17 protein-coding genes are annotated in these 15,802 nt (G+C 60.4%); 9 read left to right on the forward strand and 8 right to left on the reverse strand.

The window, feature by feature from the left end; all coding sequences use genetic code 11:
* Positions 1-366 precede the first annotated feature (366 nt).
* The 6 genes from rpsP to JWR14_RS31775 all read left to right on the forward strand — a co-directional run bounded on the left by rpsP (position 367) and on the right by JWR14_RS31775 (position 4,689).
* On the forward strand, positions 367-621 hold the full coding sequence (gene rpsP / locus JWR14_RS31750) for a 30S ribosomal protein S16 (RefSeq protein WP_299717319.1): 255 nt from the start codon (positions 367-369) through the stop codon (positions 619-621).
* A 79-nt stretch (positions 622-700) separates the two neighbouring features.
* Complete coding sequence (gene rimM / locus JWR14_RS31755; protein ID WP_299717321.1) at positions 701-1,408, forward strand: ribosome maturation factor RimM; 708 nt, start codon at positions 701-703, stop codon at positions 1,406-1,408.
* A gap of 41 nt (positions 1,409-1,449) precedes the next feature.
* A complete protein-coding gene (trmD, locus tag JWR14_RS31760) occupies positions 1,450-2,220 on the forward strand; it encodes a tRNA (guanosine(37)-N1)-methyltransferase TrmD (RefSeq protein WP_299717323.1) in 771 nt (256 codons plus the stop codon).
* 141 nt (positions 2,221-2,361) lie between these two features.
* Entirely contained in the window at positions 2,362-2,751 is a 390-nt protein-coding gene (gene rplS / locus JWR14_RS31765; protein ID WP_158938344.1) for a 50S ribosomal protein L19, read from the forward strand.
* Positions 2,752-2,949: 198 nt separating this feature from the next.
* Entirely contained in the window at positions 2,950-3,636 is a 687-nt protein-coding gene (locus JWR14_RS31770) for a CoA pyrophosphatase (protein WP_299717351.1), read from the forward strand.
* Between the two features lie 114 nt (positions 3,637-3,750).
* Complete coding sequence (locus JWR14_RS31775) at positions 3,751-4,689, forward strand: CobD/CbiB family protein (RefSeq protein WP_299717328.1); 939 nt, start codon at positions 3,751-3,753, stop codon at positions 4,687-4,689.
* 32 nt (positions 4,690-4,721) lie between these two features.
* Here the strand turns inward: JWR14_RS31775 and JWR14_RS31780 are convergent, their stop codons facing one another.
* From JWR14_RS31780 to JWR14_RS31790, 3 genes are read right to left on the reverse strand one after another with little or no spacing between them, the layout of a single operon-like run.
* Positions 4,722-5,048, reverse strand: coding sequence for a DUF2007 domain-containing protein (locus JWR14_RS31780; protein WP_299717330.1), 327 nt, complete (start codon positions 5,046-5,048; stop codon positions 4,722-4,724).
* 50 nt (positions 5,049-5,098) lie between these two features.
* Positions 5,099-6,025, reverse strand: coding sequence for a ribosome small subunit-dependent GTPase A (rsgA, locus tag JWR14_RS31785; RefSeq protein ID WP_299717332.1), 927 nt, complete (start codon positions 6,023-6,025; stop codon positions 5,099-5,101).
* Positions 6,022-7,290 carry a M48 family metallopeptidase gene (locus tag JWR14_RS31790; RefSeq protein ID WP_299717334.1) on the reverse strand — a complete coding sequence of 423 codons (1,269 nt, stop codon included), beginning with the start codon at positions 7,288-7,290 and terminating at the stop codon, positions 6,022-6,024. The genes rsgA and JWR14_RS31790 overlap by 4 nt, the downstream gene beginning before the upstream one ends.
* Before the next feature lie 148 nt (positions 7,291-7,438).
* Here JWR14_RS31790 and orn point away from each other — a divergent pair, with 148 nt between their 5' ends.
* Positions 7,439-8,071, forward strand: coding sequence for an oligoribonuclease (gene orn, locus JWR14_RS31795; RefSeq protein ID WP_299717336.1), 633 nt, complete (start codon positions 7,439-7,441; stop codon positions 8,069-8,071).
* Here the strand turns inward: orn and mog are convergent, their stop codons facing one another.
* Together mog and yjgA are read right to left on the reverse strand one after the other, a co-directional pair.
* Positions 8,072-8,692 (reverse strand): molybdopterin adenylyltransferase, encoded by a 621-nt coding sequence (gene mog, locus JWR14_RS31800; protein ID WP_299717338.1) that lies wholly within the window; start codon positions 8,690-8,692, stop codon positions 8,072-8,074.
* Positions 8,676-9,326 carry a ribosome biogenesis factor YjgA gene (gene yjgA, locus JWR14_RS31805; RefSeq protein WP_299717341.1) on the reverse strand — a complete coding sequence of 217 codons (651 nt, stop codon included), beginning with the start codon at positions 9,324-9,326 and terminating at the stop codon, positions 8,676-8,678. The genes mog and yjgA overlap by 17 nt, the downstream gene beginning before the upstream one ends.
* Before the next feature lie 187 nt (positions 9,327-9,513).
* Between yjgA and pmbA the strand changes: the two genes are divergently transcribed.
* On the forward strand, positions 9,514-10,884 hold the full coding sequence (pmbA, locus tag JWR14_RS31810) for a metalloprotease PmbA (RefSeq protein WP_299717343.1): 1,371 nt from the start codon (positions 9,514-9,516) through the stop codon (positions 10,882-10,884).
* A gap of 109 nt (positions 10,885-10,993) precedes the next feature.
* On the opposite strand, the gene JWR14_RS31815 is transcribed toward pmbA, so the two are convergent.
* From JWR14_RS31815 to JWR14_RS31825, 3 genes are all read right to left on the reverse strand, one after another.
* Positions 10,994-11,494: a dihydrofolate reductase gene (locus tag JWR14_RS31815; protein WP_299717345.1), complete on the reverse strand. Its 501-nt coding sequence runs from the start codon at positions 11,492-11,494 to the stop codon at positions 10,994-10,996.
* Positions 11,495-11,583: 89 nt separating this feature from the next.
* Positions 11,584-13,044, reverse strand: a complete 1,461-nt coding sequence (locus JWR14_RS31820; RefSeq protein WP_299717353.1) for a sigma-54 dependent transcriptional regulator — start codon at positions 13,042-13,044, stop codon at positions 11,584-11,586.
* 389 nt (positions 13,045-13,433) lie between these two features.
* Positions 13,434-13,964, reverse strand: coding sequence for a hypothetical protein (locus JWR14_RS31825; RefSeq protein WP_299717347.1), 531 nt, complete (start codon positions 13,962-13,964; stop codon positions 13,434-13,436).
* 516 nt (positions 13,965-14,480) lie between these two features.
* Here JWR14_RS31825 and JWR14_RS31830 point away from each other — a divergent pair.
* A partial coding sequence (locus JWR14_RS31830) for a sigma-54 dependent transcriptional regulator (RefSeq protein ID WP_299717349.1) occupies positions 14,481-15,802 on the forward strand: 1,322 nt, incomplete at its 3' end.

Here is a 15,802-nt window from a genome sequence, read left to right on the forward strand (position 1 = left end):
AGAGCCGGCCAGCGCGATCAGCAAATTCGCCGCTAGAAAGACGGAACGCGCCGAATGCGCCAGAGATCGAATGCCACCGCGGGCGAAACCGCGAGCCCGTTGCGAATTGTTGCCTGAGAAACCTTTACCGGCGAAAGCCATGAGCGAGTTCAAATCTGTCTCTCCAAAATGACATCCTGCGCGGCTTCGCGAAGTCTTGAAAAACCTGCTTTGCGCCGCGTCAGGGCGGGCGATGGCCGGTCAAATCGCATGCCGCAGACCCCGTTTCATCCTGATTAATCGACGCAAGTGTTTGTTAAGGCTCCGTTTTGCCGCTATAATCGCGTGTTTTGGTAGTTCCGAACCCCGGTTTTCAAGGATTTCAGCATGGTTATCATCCGCTTGGCTCGTGGCGGCTCCAAGAAGCGCCCGTTTTACAACATCGTTGCAACTGATTCGCGTAGCCGCCGTGATGGCCGCTTCATTGAACGCGTGGGTTTTTACAACCCGGTCGCGACCAAAGGCGAATCGCTGCGTATCGCCCAGGACCGCCTGACGTACTGGCAAGACAACGGCGCGCAGATGTCGCCGACGGTTGCCCGTCTGGTCAAGCAATCGCAACAAGCTCAGCCGGCTGCTTAAGTGCGCTTGTTGCAGTCGATCGTTCGGGTACTTGTGATCCGATCGATTCCAGCTTCCGAGGTTCGCGGGAGATTGGCTCATGTCGACACGTGATTCTGCTTCAGACCCAGGTTTGACAGCCGCACGTGGCGAGAAACCTGAGCCGAACGAAGCCACGTTTGGCGCGTTTGTCCGCAAGCCGGCAGCGCGTCGCGTGGCTATCGACGGTTCAGATGACGCAGGATCGATCGAGTCCGTAGAAAGTTTGCCCGATGACGCCATTGAAGTGGGTGCGATCGTCGACGCTTACGGACTGAAGGGCTGGGTCAAGATTGCGCCACACGCGCATGCGGGTCATGGCGGCGACGCGATGCTCGCAGCAAAGCGCTGGTGGCTGGTCAAGGGAAACGAGCGCAAGGCCGTTCGGTGTTTGCAGTCCAAAGTGCATAGCGACACGGTCGTCGCCCATTTTGCTGGCTGCGATGACCGCGACACGGCGTATGCGTTGCGTGGTCACAGTATCCATGTGTTGCGCAGCGACTTCCCGAAGCTGACCGGCGATGACGAATTCTACTGGGTCGATCTGATCGGCCTGGACGTCGTGAACGACGCGGACGTGGCTTTAGGCCAGGTCGCGGGCATGATCGACAACGGCGCGCATTCCATCATGCGCGTGGAATTTCCGACCACGGGCAAGGACGGCTCGCGCGCTACCGGCGAACGGCTGATTCCGTTCGTTGGCGTATTCGTGAAAACAGTGGATCAGGCGGCGCGCAGGATTGTCGTCGAGTGGGAAGCTGACTATTGACCCGTCGATTTTGATCCATCGATCACTGCAAGGAGAGAGCGATGCAGTTTGACGTCGTGACGCTCTTTCCCGAGATGTTTCGCGCGCTGACCGATTGGGGTATTACCAGCCGGGCGGTCAAGCAGGAACGGTTTGGGCTGCGCACGTGGAATCCTCGCGATTTCACCACGGACAGTTATCGAACTATCGATGATCGCCCGTACGGCGGTGGTCCCGGCATGGTCATGCTGGCAAGACCGCTGGAAGACGCGATCTCGGCTGCGAAAGCGGCGCAGGCGGAGCAGGGCATCAGCGGATCGCGTGTGGTGATGATGTCGCCGCAAGGGAAAACGCTGAATCATGAGCGGGTTATGCAATTCGCTCAGGAGCCGGGTCTTGTCCTGCTGTGCGGTCGTTACGAAGCCATCGACCAGCGCTTGATTGATCGCGTGGTCGACGAAGAAGTGAGTCTCGGTGACTTCGTGTTGTCGGGCGGCGAATTGCCGGCCATGGCGCTCATGGACGCAGTGGTGCGCCAGTTGCCCGGCGTGCTGAACGACTCGCAGTCGGCCGTGCAGGATAGTTTCGTCGATGTGCTGCTTGATTGCCCGCACTACACCCGCCCGGAAGAATACGGCGGTGTGCGGGTTCCGGATGTGCTGCTTGGCGGCCATCACAAGGAAATCGAAGCATGGCGTCGGCGTGAAGCGCTAAAGAATACGCAGGAAAAGCGGCCTGATCTGATAGAAAAGGCGCGCAAGTCTAAAATGTTGAGCCGTGTCGATGAGACATGGCTCGCAAGTCTCGCCAAGGAACGATCGAAAGCGCAGTAGGCTTTGGAAAGCAAATACAAGGCGAGACGAAAGGGTGGTGCCAGGCTTGTGAATTCAAGCGGGCGCCAGATGTGAACCCATCCTCTACCGAGGCCACTCATATGGCAAACAACTTCGGCAAGATGGCTCCAGGAGTCTGTAATGAATCTGATTGAGCAACTCGAGCAAGAAGAAATCGCGCGCGCGCTCGGCGAAAAGACTATCCCTGTATTCGCCCCCGGCGATACGGTGATCGTTAGCGTCAACGTGGTTGAAGGTACGCGCAAGCGTGTCCAGGCTTACGAAGGCGTTGTGATCTCGAAGCGCAACCGTGGTTTGAACTCGAATTTCATCGTCCGCAAGATTTCGTCGGGCGAAGGCGTCGAGCGTACGTTCCAGACCTACTCGCCAATCCTGGCGAGCATTGTCGTGAAGCGTCGCGGCGACGTGCGTCGTGCAAAGCTGTACTACTTGCGCGATCGTTCGGGCAAGTCGGCTCGGATCAAGGAAAAGCTCGTGTTGAAAGACCGCAGCGCTTCCAAGGCGCAGTAACTGCACCGAAGTCGTACCGGAAAAAAGCACCTTTACGGGTGCTTTTTTCCGTTGGTGTGGTCAAATCGTGCTTTGCCGTGTTTTGCCGTCTCGCGCACTACGCTTGAATCTTATTTGCGACCTGACCGCAACGATTTTTCAGAATCGGAATCTGAACCAGACCCCCAAAACTAAAAGCTCCTCGTGTCTCCGACCAAGCTGTCGACTCCCCGAATCCTCGAGCCTGAGATCTTGCCGATCGAATCGACCGGCGCAGATCTGCCGCCTGTGCGCGATGAAATCCTGACACCGGCCGCACTGCGCGCGCGCTTCAAGCTGACGCTCGACTGGACGCCGGACGCGCGCGACGACAGGATCAAGGCGCTGGGTGGCGATCCACGGGTGGCGTCGGTACTGATCGCGCTGGTGTTACGCGAGACGGGCTTGACCGTGCTGCTCACTCAGCGCGCGGACCATCTTTCGGATCACGCGGGGCAGATCAGCTTCCCGGGCGGACGCCGGGAGCCGGAAGACCTCGACGCCGCCGCGACCGCGCTTCGCGAAGCGCAGGAGGAAGTGGGCCTCGCGGCGAAGCACGTGGAGGTGCTGGGGGAATTGCCCGAGTATCTGACGGGTACGGGTTTTCGCGTGACGCCGGTCGTGGCGCTGGTGCATCCCCCGATCGAACTGCATGCCGATACCCTCGAAGTCGCCGATATCTTTGAAGTTCCACTCGCCTTTCTCATGAACCCGGCCAACCATCAGGTCCGCGTGTTTCGTTGGGAAGGAGGCGAGCGTCGTTTTTTTGCGATGCCTTTTTCACCCACCGAGAATGTGGCTCCGTATTTCATTTGGGGTGCAACGGCGGGTATGTTACGCAATTTCTATCGCTTCCTCGCGGCTTGACGCCCAACGTGCAGAGACTCGGCTAGCCGTGCGGCCGATGTGTCCCTCTGGCGCGGACGGTGCTGTGCTATCTTTACAAGAAATTCGTAAAACTCGAATGTCTCGGCGCATCGCATGACTTTTTTCTCCGTATTGCTGGCTCTCATCATTGAGCAGTTGCGCGCGCTCTCGCCGCAGAATCCCATTTCGGCGTTGCTTCAGTACCATGCGGAATCCGCGGCTCATGGCTTCGATGCCGGCAAGCAGCGGCACGGCGTACTCGCCTGGCTAGTGGTCGTGGTGCCATGGACATTAGCCGTCGGGCTTGTCTATTACGTGCTCTATCGCATCAACTTCGCGCTGGCGTTCCTGTGGAACGTCGTGATCGTGTATTTCACGTTGGGCTTCCGGCAGTTCAGCCACTATTTCACCGACATCCATCTCGCCCTGAACAACGACGACGTGCCCCGCGCTCGCGAGGTTCTCAATGAGTGGACCGGCATTGATACGCTTGATATGCCGGTCAGCGAGATCGTCCGGCATACCCTGGTTCATGCGGTCGTGGCGTCGCATCGGCACGTGTTTGGTGTGTTCTTCTGGTTCTTGATTCCGATCGGACCGGCGGGCGCGGTGTTTTATCGCATCGCCGAGTATCTGGCGAGATCGTGGGTCCAGCCGACTGACGAACGCACACCGGCGTTCTCCACCTTCGCGCAGCGGGCGTTCTTTTTCATCGACTGGGTGCCGGCGCGGCTGACTTCGCTCGGCTTCGCGATTGTCGGGAATTTCGAGGACGCCATTTACGCGTGGCGTAATCACGCCCGGCAATGGCCCGATGCCAACGAAGGGGTTTTGCTCGCGGCTGGGAGTGGGGCGCTGGGAGCGCGCCTGGCGGGTCCGTTAGCGGAGCCGCTGAGCGTCGAGGCGTTGGCGGTTGGCGACGCGAGCCCGCTGCCTGTTGGCGATGACTGCACGCCAAGGACGCTGCAATCTGCAGTGGGCCTTGTCTGGCGCGCCGTGATTCTCTGGATGCTGTTGCTGCTCATGCTCAGTATCGCGGTCTGGCTGTCCTGAGCGTTCTGCCTGCTTGATTGAATGGGGCAGTCCTACTCGTCGTTCAGCGGGTCTCTCTCCGTTCCGCATTGCCAGCACACGGTGAATTGCGCTTCCAGCGCTTCGCCGCATTGCTGGCAGCGCCAGCCACGGGCGTTGATTGCCGGGCCGCTTCGAGCGCGCTCCAGGATGCCTGTCGCCAACACCTCGTCGCGATCATCGAGTATCCATATCTCGGGCGCGCATTGCTCCGCCGGAATCTCGCCCATTGCGCCGCTCAAATAACGGTTGTGCATCTCGCACGCTATCCCCGCCGTCACCAGCACGTTCACCCAGTGATGCGCCGTAATCAGATTCGGAGCCCGCGTCAGTTTCTTCATCCCGTCGCAATCTGTTTTAGATGCAGTTGCCGAACATCAGGTCGATGAAATCATCGAACAATCTGGCTGGCTTCATGCACCAGTTGCGCATACAACTGATGTCGCGCCGGCCTGATCTTGCCTTCTGCCATTGCCTCGAGAATCGCGCAGCCTGGTTCATGCAGATGCCGGCAGTTATAGAAGCGGCACTTGCCGAGGAAGGGCCGGAAGTCCGCGAACGAGCGCTCCAGTTGTCCCTCCGACAAGTGATGCAGCCCAAACTCCTGGAACCCCGGCGAATCGATCAGCGATCCTCCGCCCGGCAGCGGATACAGCCGCGTGAACGTGGTCGTGTGCCTGCCGCTATTCAATGCCTTCGAGATCTCCCGCGTCGCGACTTCGGCATTGGGCACGAGGATGTTCACCAGCGTCGATTTACCCATGCCCGATTGTCCGAGCAGCAGGGTAGCGCGGTCGGCCAGACGCGCATCGAGTTCTTCATGCACGTGCTCAGGCGCCGCTTTCGCCGATAGCTCCACCACCGTGTACCCAAGCTCCCGATACAGCGCCAGCCGCTTGCGAGCCACCGCGAGCGGTCCTTCCATGTCGATCTTGTTCAGCACGATCAATGGTTCGAGACCGTGCGCCTCGGCGGCAATCAACGCGCGCCCGAGCAAGTCCTCGCTGAAATGCGGCTCTGTGCCGAGAACGATCATCAACTGGTCGAGATTGGCAGCGAAGAGCTTCGACTTGAACTGGTCGGACCGATAAAGCAGATTGCGCCGCTCGCCAATCTCGACGATCACCCCTTGATCCGCCGATGACTGCTCGTAACTCACCCGGTCGCCGACCGCTATCTCGCTGCGCTTGCCGCGCGGGAAGCATTGAAGCATGGCGCTGCCGTCGGTGGGAGCGACGAGATAATGCCGCCCGTGCGCGGCAATGACCTTTCCTTCGATGCGAGCGTTCGTCGCTTTCTTCGCGATACGCGGCCTCATGCAGCGTACTGCATCAAGCGCTCGATGCGCTGCGATGCAGGTGGATGCGATGCATAAAACGCTGAGTAGAGCGGATCAGGCGTGAGCGTGGACGCGTTGTCTTCGTACAGTTTCACCAGCGCGTTCACGAGGTCGCGCGGATCGGTCTGACTCGCGGCGAATGCGTCGGCTTCGAATTCATGTTTGCGCGAGCTCAGGCTGCCCAACGGCGTCACGAAGAACATGAAGACCGGCAACGCCAGCATGAACAGCACGAGCGCGAGGCCGTTGTTGTTGCCGAGCAGCGATGGCCGCACGCCAAGGCCTTCGTAGAACCACACGCATTGCGCCAGCCAGCCGAGCAGCGCAAGCATGGCGAGACTGAGCACGAACGTGACGATCAGGCGCTTGATCACATGACGCCGCTTGAAGTGCCCAAGCTCGTGCGCCAGCACCGCTTCGATCTCGTTGCCCGAGAGCCGGGCGAGGAGGGTATCGAAGAAAACGATTCGCTTCGCCGCGCCGAAACCCGTGAAATACGCGTTGCCATGCGCCGAACGGCGACTGCCGTCCATGACGAACAAACCCTTTGCGGCGAAGCCCGTACGCGACATCAGGTTCTCGATGCGCTCCCGCAACGCCTCGTCTTTCAGCGGCTCGAACTTGTTGAACAGCGGCGCGATAAACGTGGGGTACAGGATCAGCACGAGCATCTGGAACGCGACCAGCAGCACCCACGCCCACAGCCACCACAACGCGCCGGCCTGATTCATCAGCCACAGCGTCACGAACAGCACCGGCAAGCCGATTGCTGCGCCCAGCACGATGCCTTTCACCAGGTCGAGGAAAAAGAGCTTTTTCGTCATCCGGTTGAAGCCGAATTTCTCTTCGATCACAAAGTGCCGGATGTAGTCGAACGGCAGATCCACCACGCTGGTAATTGCCACCACGATAGCCACCAGCGCCATTTGCCCCACATAACCGCGGCCGAGCGAGTCAGAGACGGCCAGTTCGATCTGCTGGATGCCGCCAAGCAGCGTCAACGCGACCAGCAGCGCGGCGCTGATCACGACCTCAACCATGGTCAGGCGCGTGCGCTCGACGGTGTAATCGGCGGCGCGCTGGTGAGCGGCAAGCGGAATGGTCTGCAGGAACTGCGGCGGCACATCCTTGCGATGCGCGGCGACGTGCCGGATCTGGCGCGACGCGAGCCACAGCTTGGTGCCGACCATGCCGACCAGCGCCACGACGAACACGACCGAGAAGGCGAGATTGAAATTGGACATCAGCGGGAATCCGATTGAAATATGCGCGATTGAACTATGCGAGAATTATAGGTTCTTGGCCGCCGCCGCGCGCGGTCTGTATCTGATATCTAAAACCGCGCCTGGAAAGGCGTGAAACCGCGTCAAACCCCTCTCAGGTTGCCCACCTATGGCCGATTCCGTGCTTGATTCCGCTTCTTCCCCAAGCTCCACCGACCTCGTTCGCAGCGACATGAATCTCGTGTGGCTCGACATGGAGATGACGGGTCTCGAACCCGATACCGACCGCATTATCGAAATTGCGGTGGTGGTGACGAATTCGACGCTCGACAAACTGGTGGAAGGGCCGGTTCTGGCGATTCACCAGGACGAAACGGCGCTGGGCAAGATGGATGAGTGGAACCGCAATACGCACGGCCGCTCGGGGCTGACGGAGCGCGTACGGGCGTCGACGGTGGATGAGGCGGAAGCCACGCGGCAAATCCGCGAATTTCTCGGCCAGTATGTCCCGCCGGGCAAGTCGCCCATGTGCGGCAATTCCATCTGCCAGGATCGCCGTTTCATGGCCCGGTGGATGCCCGAACTGGAAACGTTTTTCCACTATCGCAACCTTGACGTCAGCACGCTCAAGGAATTGTGCCGCCGCTGGCAGCCGGCTATCTACAAGGGTTTTCAGAAGCGCGCGATGCATACGGCGCTCGCCGATATTCACGAATCCATCGACGAACTCAAGTACTACCGCGAGCATTTCCTGATTCCGTCGGCGGCGGCTAATACTGAGCCGGTCCAAGCGGGCAAATAGTCAGGATTTTGGCGGCCGGATCGCGTTTTTCGGCCTGAACGCGGCCACCACTTCGGGCCGCGTTTCAATGTATGGACCACCAATCAAGTCGATGCAATAAGGCACTGCGGCGAAAATGCCCGGCACCTTGGATTTGCCGTCCGCGTCGCGTAGTCCTTCCAGCGTTTCGCGGATCGATTTTGGCTGCCCGGGCAAATTCACGATCAGCGCCGCGTGATCCGGCGTTTCGCGAATGACGGCCACTTGTCGCGACAAAATGGCTGTCGGGACGAAATTCAGGCTGATCTGGCGCATTTGTTCGCCGAAACCGGGCATTGGCTTCGTGGCGACGGCTAGCGTGGCTTCCGGCGTCACATCGCGACGCGACGGACCTGTGCCGCCCGTGGTCAGGATCAGGTCACAGCCGGTTTCATCGACGAGTTCGATCAGCGTGGCCGAGATGGTCGCCGCGTCGTCCTGGATCAGCCGCGTTTCCGCGCGCCACGGCGAACTCAGTGCGCTCGTGAGCCACTCTTGCAGCGACGGAATGCCCTTGTCCTCGTACACGCCCTGCGACGCGCGATCGCTGATCGACACCAGGCCGATCACCAATTCGTCGGGATGATTACGCTTTGTAGCCATCGTCGTCTTCTCGTTCGGGGAATTCGACGCCGTCGTCTTCTTCTTCGCCTTCGATCAAGCTTTCGTCTTCTTCATCTTCCACGCCCGCCGCGGTCTTGATCCACTGGAACAGCTCGCGGAAGTAGCGCGGCGGCTTGGCCTGTTCGCGTTCCTTACGGGCGTTGCGGATCAGCGTGCGGCCTTCTTGCGGGTCGATGCCAGGATGTTGGCGGATGAAATCGGTGAGGGCGGCGTCGTCGGCGAGAAGCTTTTCGCGGGTGCGTTCGATCCAGTGCAGCTTGGCCGTTTCAGCCCGGTTCACGCCGCGATATGAATCCAGCGCAGTGCGAATCGCCGCGGTTTCCTCGTCGGTCAGCGAGCGCATGACGCGCCCGACGTATTGCACTTGCCGGCGTTTGCCTTCGTGGTCGGTAATGCGGCGGGCGGCGCGGACGGCGTCGTCGAGCTTTTCCGGCATGGGCATGCGCTTGAGCGCGTCTTTCGGCAGATCGATCAGCGTGACGCCCAGCACTTGCAGCGCGAGCATGTCGCGTTTGAGCTGGGATTTGCTGGGGCGGTCGTAGCCGTGCTCGCTGCCGTCCTGTTCGGAGGCCTCGGCCGGGTTTATCGGTTGCGTGCGGGTTTTACGGTTCATCCCGGTATTGTAGCGTGGCAGGGTGGGGGTGAAACCAAACCCGTGCCGGACTTGCTATCATCGTGCGATGGTCGAATACCGGCCACACAGCCGCATTCCAGCGCACAGCGGGCGCTAACCCGCCCCTTCGCCACGACCGGCAACGTGAACACGCTCGAACCATCGAGCACCCACAGGCAGACATAAAATGGCAGCAGACATGGACGTCAGGCAACGCTTTTTCCCGCACACCCAGGACGAGCTGAAGGAAATCGCGTCCGACATCCTGCGGCATGCAAAGGAGCTCGGCGCCACCGACTCCGCCACCGAGATCTCCGAAGGCGACGGCCTCTCGGTCAGCGTGCGCCGCGGCGAAGTCGAAACCATCGAGCACAATCGCGACAAAATGGTCGGCGTGACCGTGTTTATCGGCAATAAGCGCGGTAATGCCAGCACCTCGGACTTTACGCGCGCAGCGCTCAGAGACACGGTCGCGGCCGCCTACAACATCGCGCGTTTCACCGCCGAAGACAGCGCCGCAGGACTCGCCGAAGAAGAACTGCTGGAAAAAGCGCCGCAGGATCTCGACCTCTATCACCCGTGGGATATCGACGCTGAAGAGGCGGCCGATCTCGCTCGCCGGGCTGAAGACGCCGCCTTCGCAGTCGATAAACGCATCCAGAACTCGGAAGGCGCGAGTGTCTCGGCGCAGCACTCACAGTTCGTGCTGGCTACATCGCGCGGGTTCATGGGCGGTTATCCGTTCTCGCGTCACTACGTGGCGTGCGCGCCTATCGCGGGTTCCGGCCGTGACATGCAGCGCGACGACTGGTACACATCGAAACGCAATGCCGCCGATCTCGCTGAACCGGAAGCCATCGGCCGGTATGCAGCGCATCGCGCGCTAGCCCGCATGGGCGCGCGCGGGCTGGACACGCGCAAATGCCGCGTGATGTTCGAAGCACCGTTGGCCGCCGGCATCCTGGGTGCGTTCGTGCAGGCGGTCAGTGGCGGCGCGCTATACAGAAAGACCACGTTCCTTGTCGACAGCCTCGGCAAACCGGTGTTCGCTCCGCACATCCAGGTGCTCGAGGATCCGCACGTGAAGGGCGGCATGGGCAGTGCGCCGTTCGACGAAGAAGGCGTGCGCACCCAACGCCGCAATGTGGTGGAAGACGGCGTGGTGCAGGGCTATTTCTTGTCGACGTATTCGGCTCGCAAGCTCGGCATGAAAACGACGGGCAATGCAGGCGGCTCGCATAACCTGTCGCTGCGCAGTTCGCTGACAAAACCTGGCGATGACTTCGAGGAAATGCTCAAGAAACTGGGCACGGGCCTGCTGCTGACGGAACTGATGGGGCAGGGCGTGAACTACGTCACCGGCGATTATTCGCGCGGCGCATCCGGTTTTTGGGTGGAGAACGGCAAGATCCAGTATCCGGTTGAAGAGATCACGGTCGCCAGCACGTTGCAGGAGATGTTCCGGCACATTGAAGCCATTGGAGCGGATACGGTCGTGCGCGGCAACAAGGAAATCGGCTCCGTGCTGATCGAGAAGATGACGATCGCGGGACAGTAAGAGAATCTGCAGAACAGAAAAAGCCCGGAACGGTTAGCGCCGTTCCGGGCTTTTTCAATGGAGAGCGATGGGCTAACTCGCTAGATGATCGAGCGCGCGCAGCCCAAGGCTAAGCCGTGCGGCGCTCGTACACCACGAACGAATAGTCGAAATCGTTCGGTGCTGCCGCGTGATGTGTCTCCCGCGAGGCCTCTTTCCAAACGGCTGCATCGGGTGCATCGATGGAGATATCGCCGGGGAAATCGGCATCGATCTCAGTCAGGATCAGCTTGTGCGCGAGCGGCCAACCTTCGCGGAACAACTCGGCGCCGCCGATCAGGAATACTTCGCTGGCGTTGTCGCGTGCTGCCAGTTCCAAGGCATCGGCAAGTCCAGTGACCGTATCGCAGCCGTCGAAGCGGCGCCCGGCGTCACGCGAGACCACGATATTGCGCCGTCCCGGCAACACCCGCCCGATGGACTCGTGCGTCTTGCGCCCCATCACTATGGGCGCGCCCATCGTCGTGCGCTTGAAGAACGCGAGATCTTCGGGCAGGCGCCAGGGCAATTGGTTGTTGCGCCCGATCACGCCGTTACGCGCGCGGGCGACGATCAGGGTCAGCGTCGTCATGGTGTGGATATCCGTGTCCGGAATTCGGCTTGAGATAAATCAAGCCACGGATTCTACCCGACGCCCGACACTCGACCCCGCGGGCTTTCTCACCTTGCGTCCGCGCCGTTCACCATCGCCGCGCCGCGCAACCCATGCGCGACCATCAGCCTGTACAACGTCACCCGCGAAATCCCCAACTCCGCCGCCGCCTCGCTGAGTTTGTGCCGATGCCGCAGCAACGTTAGTTCGATCGCGCGCTTCTCGGCGGCGTCGCGGGCAGCGGCCAGCGTGGTCGATTCAATGCCGGTGCAGTGGCCGAGTCCGAGGTCATCGGCGGTGATCAGCTTGTTTTCCGCCATCACGATCGCGCGCCGCACGCGGTTGATCATCTCGCGCACATTGCCGGTCCAGGCGTAGCTGTACATGGCTTCTATCGCCGATGGTGCGAAGCCGATGATCTTGCGTCTGCCGTCGCTCCTGAACTTGTGCAGCACATGCAGCGCGAGAATCTCGATGTCCTTGCCGCGCGCCCGCAGCGGCGGTTCGTCCACACGCAGCACGCACAACCGATGGAATAGATCGGTACGGAAGCGGCCGTCGCCCATGGCGGCTTCCAGGTCGATATGGGTCGCGGAAATGATCCGCACATCAACGGCAATGGGGTCGTGCCCACCCAGCCGGTCGATCTTGCGTTCCTGCAGGAACCGCAGCAAATGCACCTGGCTGTCGAGCGGCAGGTCGCCGATTTCATCGAGGAAGAGCGTGCCGCCATCGGCCTCTTCCACCCGGCCGATCTTGCGCTGGTTCGCGCCCGTGAACGCACCGCGCTCGTAACCGAACAGTTCCGACTGGATCAGGTGATTGCCGATCGCGCCGCAATTGATCGCGACGAACGGTCCCTTGCGGCGCGGCGAGCGTTCGTGGATCGCCACGGCCGTCAATTCCTTGCCGGTCCCCGATTCGCCGGTGATGAACACGTTGGCGTCGGTGTTCGCGACTTTGCGGATGGTGCGAAAGAGCTGCTGCATGGCCTCGCAGGTGCCGACCATCTGCTCGTCGCCGAACACGGTCGGAGTTTCGGCCAGGTCGATGTCGCCGAGGCTCACCATGCCGTACGCGTGATCGACGAGGTAACCGATGGTCGCGTTCGAGAACGCGCCTTTCACGAAGTCGAAGCAGAAGTGCCGGATCAAGTGGCAGACGACCGGGTCCGCAAGGTGGGTGTCGTCGGTGAGGGCGATCCAGCCGGCTCGCTGGTGACGCAGCGCGGGCTCGAGCGCGGCCAGTTCGCGCGCCGAGAAGCTGGTCATATCGACAATACCGGCTACCGGCGTATCGGTCTTCAGCGCGCTGGCCTGGGTGGCGAGCGCGCCGGCCGAGACCTTCCAGCCGAGGCCCTTCAAATATGTGACGAGTGCCTGATTCGGCGCCTGGGAGATGTAGAGGAGGTTGCGGACGGCGGTCGCCGCATGGGGCGTCGGGTTGATCGGAACGATTGGGAGGGCCAACACGCCAGAGAGGTCAGGTGTGATCGGGTCGGCAGTGGAGAGGGCGCCCATCGGCGGCATTGACGCCAGTGCGCTTTTACCCGACAGGGGTAAGGAGATGGGGACGGATTCGAGCACGGGCAATCTCCTTTTTACAACGCGCGCAAATAGTGTCCTGGCGGACACGGCGGTGCAATGCGTTGCCGATCCATATAGCCGTCGAGCGGGACGCTGCATACGGTCAGCAGATAAGCCCGCGAATGCCTTCTTCGCGGGATTGCGCGGCACGCCCACGTGCCGCGCAATCCCGCGGTCCCTACTACTCTCGCTACTCGCTGAGCAATACGTCAGTGTCCTACTGTCCGGCGTGCCGTTCAAATCCTGTTATCTGTGCTGTTGCGCAGCTGCATCGCGTATTTTACGGGTCGTTCTTTAGTCGCCTCGCTTTGCATTAGTTTGCAAAGTCCTGGCTACTGCGTCCTCTGGGCGCCTGCGCTCGCGACGTCGCCTGGTGCGGAGCGTGTGGCGGCATCGGCGGGAACGGGAGCAGGCACCGGCGGCGCGATCTCATCCCAAAGCGTGACGCTGGTCGCGTGCGCGGTGACTGGCAACTCCTCCCTCGTTGCCGTGACTTTTTCAACCGCGGTGTTGGCCCGGACCGCAAGGGGCGCTGACGCAATGCGTTGCACGGATGCGGGTCGTTCCGCCTCCATTACAGGATTAACAATAATGCGCTCGTTCGATGCGGCTTCGCCAGCATCACCGCCTGCAGTTTTTCTTTCCGTAAAAATGGCTGGCGGATTTTGCCTGGTCGCGAATGTTTCATATTCGGACACTAGTGCCCGAGATGCGGGCTGGATCACTCTATCTTCGCTTGCGTTATTTTGCGCGCAAACGTTAGCGGCTGAGCTGCTCAGTACAAACCACGCAGCACTAATGACAGCGACCCTAAGTCGCGGTGCAGTATTTTCTCGTTTGACGACACAGCCGGTGCTTTCCATGGCGGTCTCCCTGATTCATTGTCATTTAGCGAAACATATGCCATGGCACGCATTCCGTTGCCGCTATTGGGTGAGCGGCAAGCTGACTGAGAAACCGAATCAGAAAAGGGGCGAAAACGTTTCATGATTGAAACGATGGAGGGTTAACGGCCATTTTTATCAAAAATTGCGTAAATGTTATTGTCTTATTTAAACTATTTGCAAATTGCTTATTAAAACCAGACCTCGTTGTTGAAACGCACGGTAGCCCTGCTTCAGGAGGGGTTCGCAGACATTGTTGCGGATATTTGTTTTCGAAATATTCGCTTTATAGTAGTCTCTCAAAAACAGCTTCTGAAACAAAACAAGGTTCGCATAGAACCGCGCGACAGTACTCGTCGCTCCCGGGGTTTCACCGTTTGCAGTTTTCCGAATGACCGTTCGCTTGGGGCATGCGAGTCTTCGACGTCTGCAGCGTGGTTGAGGGCAATTACCGGCGCGACCTTTTCAACGACCGTTGACGAAAGGATCAGAACAATGGAAGTCGCTCGGCGGCAACTAATCTACGTGACTCGTGACCCGAGCGCGCCGTTGTGTGCTCGGTTTGAAGAGAGGGGCTGGCACATCGAGGTGGTATCGAACGCGAAGGACGCCCGCAGGTGGCTTCGCAACGACTTGGCAACCGGCGGCTTGCTGGATCTGTCGAGCAGCTTTGAAGCACACGAACTCGCGGCGCTCGAAGCGTCGCTGACGTTGACCAATGTCGGCTGGGTCGCGGCAACCGTAACGGGTCAACTCGAAGATGCGGCCGTGCGCCGGCTGATTCGCGACTACTGCTTCGACTACGTCACCTTACCCACATCGAATGATCGCGTAGTCGATGCAGTCGGCCACGCTTATGGAATGGTGGCGCTGCACGAGAACGCCTCCAACGATGCGCGCGACGGCCGCGCCGAAGGCGAGATGGTCGGTTCGTGCGACGCCATGCTCGCGTTGTTCCGCTCCATCCGCAAGGTCGCCATGACCGATGCACCCGTGTTCATCTCGGGTGAATCGGGCACGGGCAAAGAGCTTACGGCAGTCGCCATTCACGAACGATCCGTGCGGCGGGAGCAGCCGTTCGTCGCCATCAACTGTGGCGCGATTCCCGCTCACCTGCTGCAATCGGAACTGTTCGGCTATGAGCGCGGCGCGTTTACTGGCGCGAATCAACGCAAGATCGGTCGCGTGGAAGCGGCTAACGGCGGCACGTTGTTCCTCGATGAAATCGGCGACTTGCCGCTCGAAAGCCAGGCAAGCCTGTTGCGTTTCCTGCAAGAGCGCAAGGTTGAACGGCTTGGCGGACATGGATCCACGCCGGTGGACGTGCGCATCATTTCGGCCACCCACGTGGATATGCAGACGGCCATGATCGAAGGACGGTTCCGTGCCGACCTGTATCACCGTCTGTGCGTGCTGCAGATCGATGAACCGCCGCTGCGGGCACGTGGCAAGGACATCGAGTTGCTCGCCAAGCACATGCTCGACCGCTTCAAGAAGGACGCGAGTCGGCGTCTGCGCGGTTTCGCGCCCGATGCCATTGCCGCCATCCACAACTATGGCTGGCCGGGTAATGTGCGCGAGCTGATTAATCGCGTGCGCCGTGCCATCGTGATGTCTGAAGGGCGTCAGATCAGTGCGCGTGATCTTGAGCTCGGCGAGTATGTTGAAGTGGCGCCGGTGTCGCTGGCGCAGGCACGGGAGGCTGCGGAACGGCAGGCGATTGAACTCGCTTTGCTGCGCCATCGCGGCCGTCTTGGCGACGCCGCGCAGGAACTCGGCATTTCGCGGGTCACGCTGTACCGCCTTCTGAGCGCGCA

The organism is Caballeronia sp., assembly GCF_028292365.1.
GTDB lineage: Bacteria > Pseudomonadota > Gammaproteobacteria > Burkholderiales > Burkholderiaceae > Caballeronia.

What these genes read in the sequence shown, in the direction of transcription:
- rpsP (WP_299717319.1), top strand. Translation starts at nt 367, where the DNA reads ATGGTTATCATCCGCTTGGCTCGTGGCGGCTCCAAGAAGCGCCCGTTT.
- rimM (WP_299717321.1), top strand. Translation starts at nt 701, where the DNA reads ATGTCGACACGTGATTCTGCTTCAGACCCAGGTTTGACAGCCGCACGT.
- trmD (WP_299717323.1), top strand. Translation starts at nt 1,450, where the DNA reads ATGCAGTTTGACGTCGTGACGCTCTTTCCCGAGATGTTTCGCGCGCTG.
- rplS (WP_158938344.1), top strand. Translation starts at nt 2,362, where the DNA reads ATGAATCTGATTGAGCAACTCGAGCAAGAAGAAATCGCGCGCGCGCTC.
- JWR14_RS31775 (WP_299717328.1), top strand. Translation starts at nt 3,751, where the DNA reads ATGACTTTTTTCTCCGTATTGCTGGCTCTCATCATTGAGCAGTTGCGC.
- JWR14_RS31780 (WP_299717330.1), bottom strand. Translation starts at nt 5,048, where the DNA reads ATGAAGAAACTGACGCGGGCTCCGAATCTGATTACGGCGCATCACTGG.
- rsgA (WP_299717332.1), bottom strand. Translation starts at nt 6,025, where the DNA reads ATGAGGCCGCGTATCGCGAAGAAAGCGACGAACGCTCGCATCGAAGGA.
- JWR14_RS31790 (WP_299717334.1), bottom strand. Translation starts at nt 7,290, where the DNA reads ATGTCCAATTTCAATCTCGCCTTCTCGGTCGTGTTCGTCGTGGCGCTG.
- orn (WP_299717336.1), top strand. Translation starts at nt 7,439, where the DNA reads ATGGCCGATTCCGTGCTTGATTCCGCTTCTTCCCCAAGCTCCACCGAC.
- mog (WP_299717338.1), bottom strand. Translation starts at nt 8,692, where the DNA reads ATGGCTACAAAGCGTAATCATCCCGACGAATTGGTGATCGGCCTGGTG.
- yjgA (WP_299717341.1), bottom strand. Translation starts at nt 9,326, where the DNA reads ATGAACCGTAAAACCCGCACGCAACCGATAAACCCGGCCGAGGCCTCC.
- pmbA (WP_299717343.1), top strand. Translation starts at nt 9,514, where the DNA reads ATGGCAGCAGACATGGACGTCAGGCAACGCTTTTTCCCGCACACCCAG.
- JWR14_RS31815 (WP_299717345.1), bottom strand. Translation starts at nt 11,494, where the DNA reads ATGACGACGCTGACCCTGATCGTCGCCCGCGCGCGTAACGGCGTGATC.
- JWR14_RS31820 (WP_299717353.1), bottom strand. Translation starts at nt 13,044, where the DNA reads ATGCCGCCGATGGGCGCCCTCTCCACTGCCGACCCGATCACACCTGAC.
- JWR14_RS31825 (WP_299717347.1), bottom strand. Translation starts at nt 13,964, where the DNA reads ATGGAAAGCACCGGCTGTGTCGTCAAACGAGAAAATACTGCACCGCGA.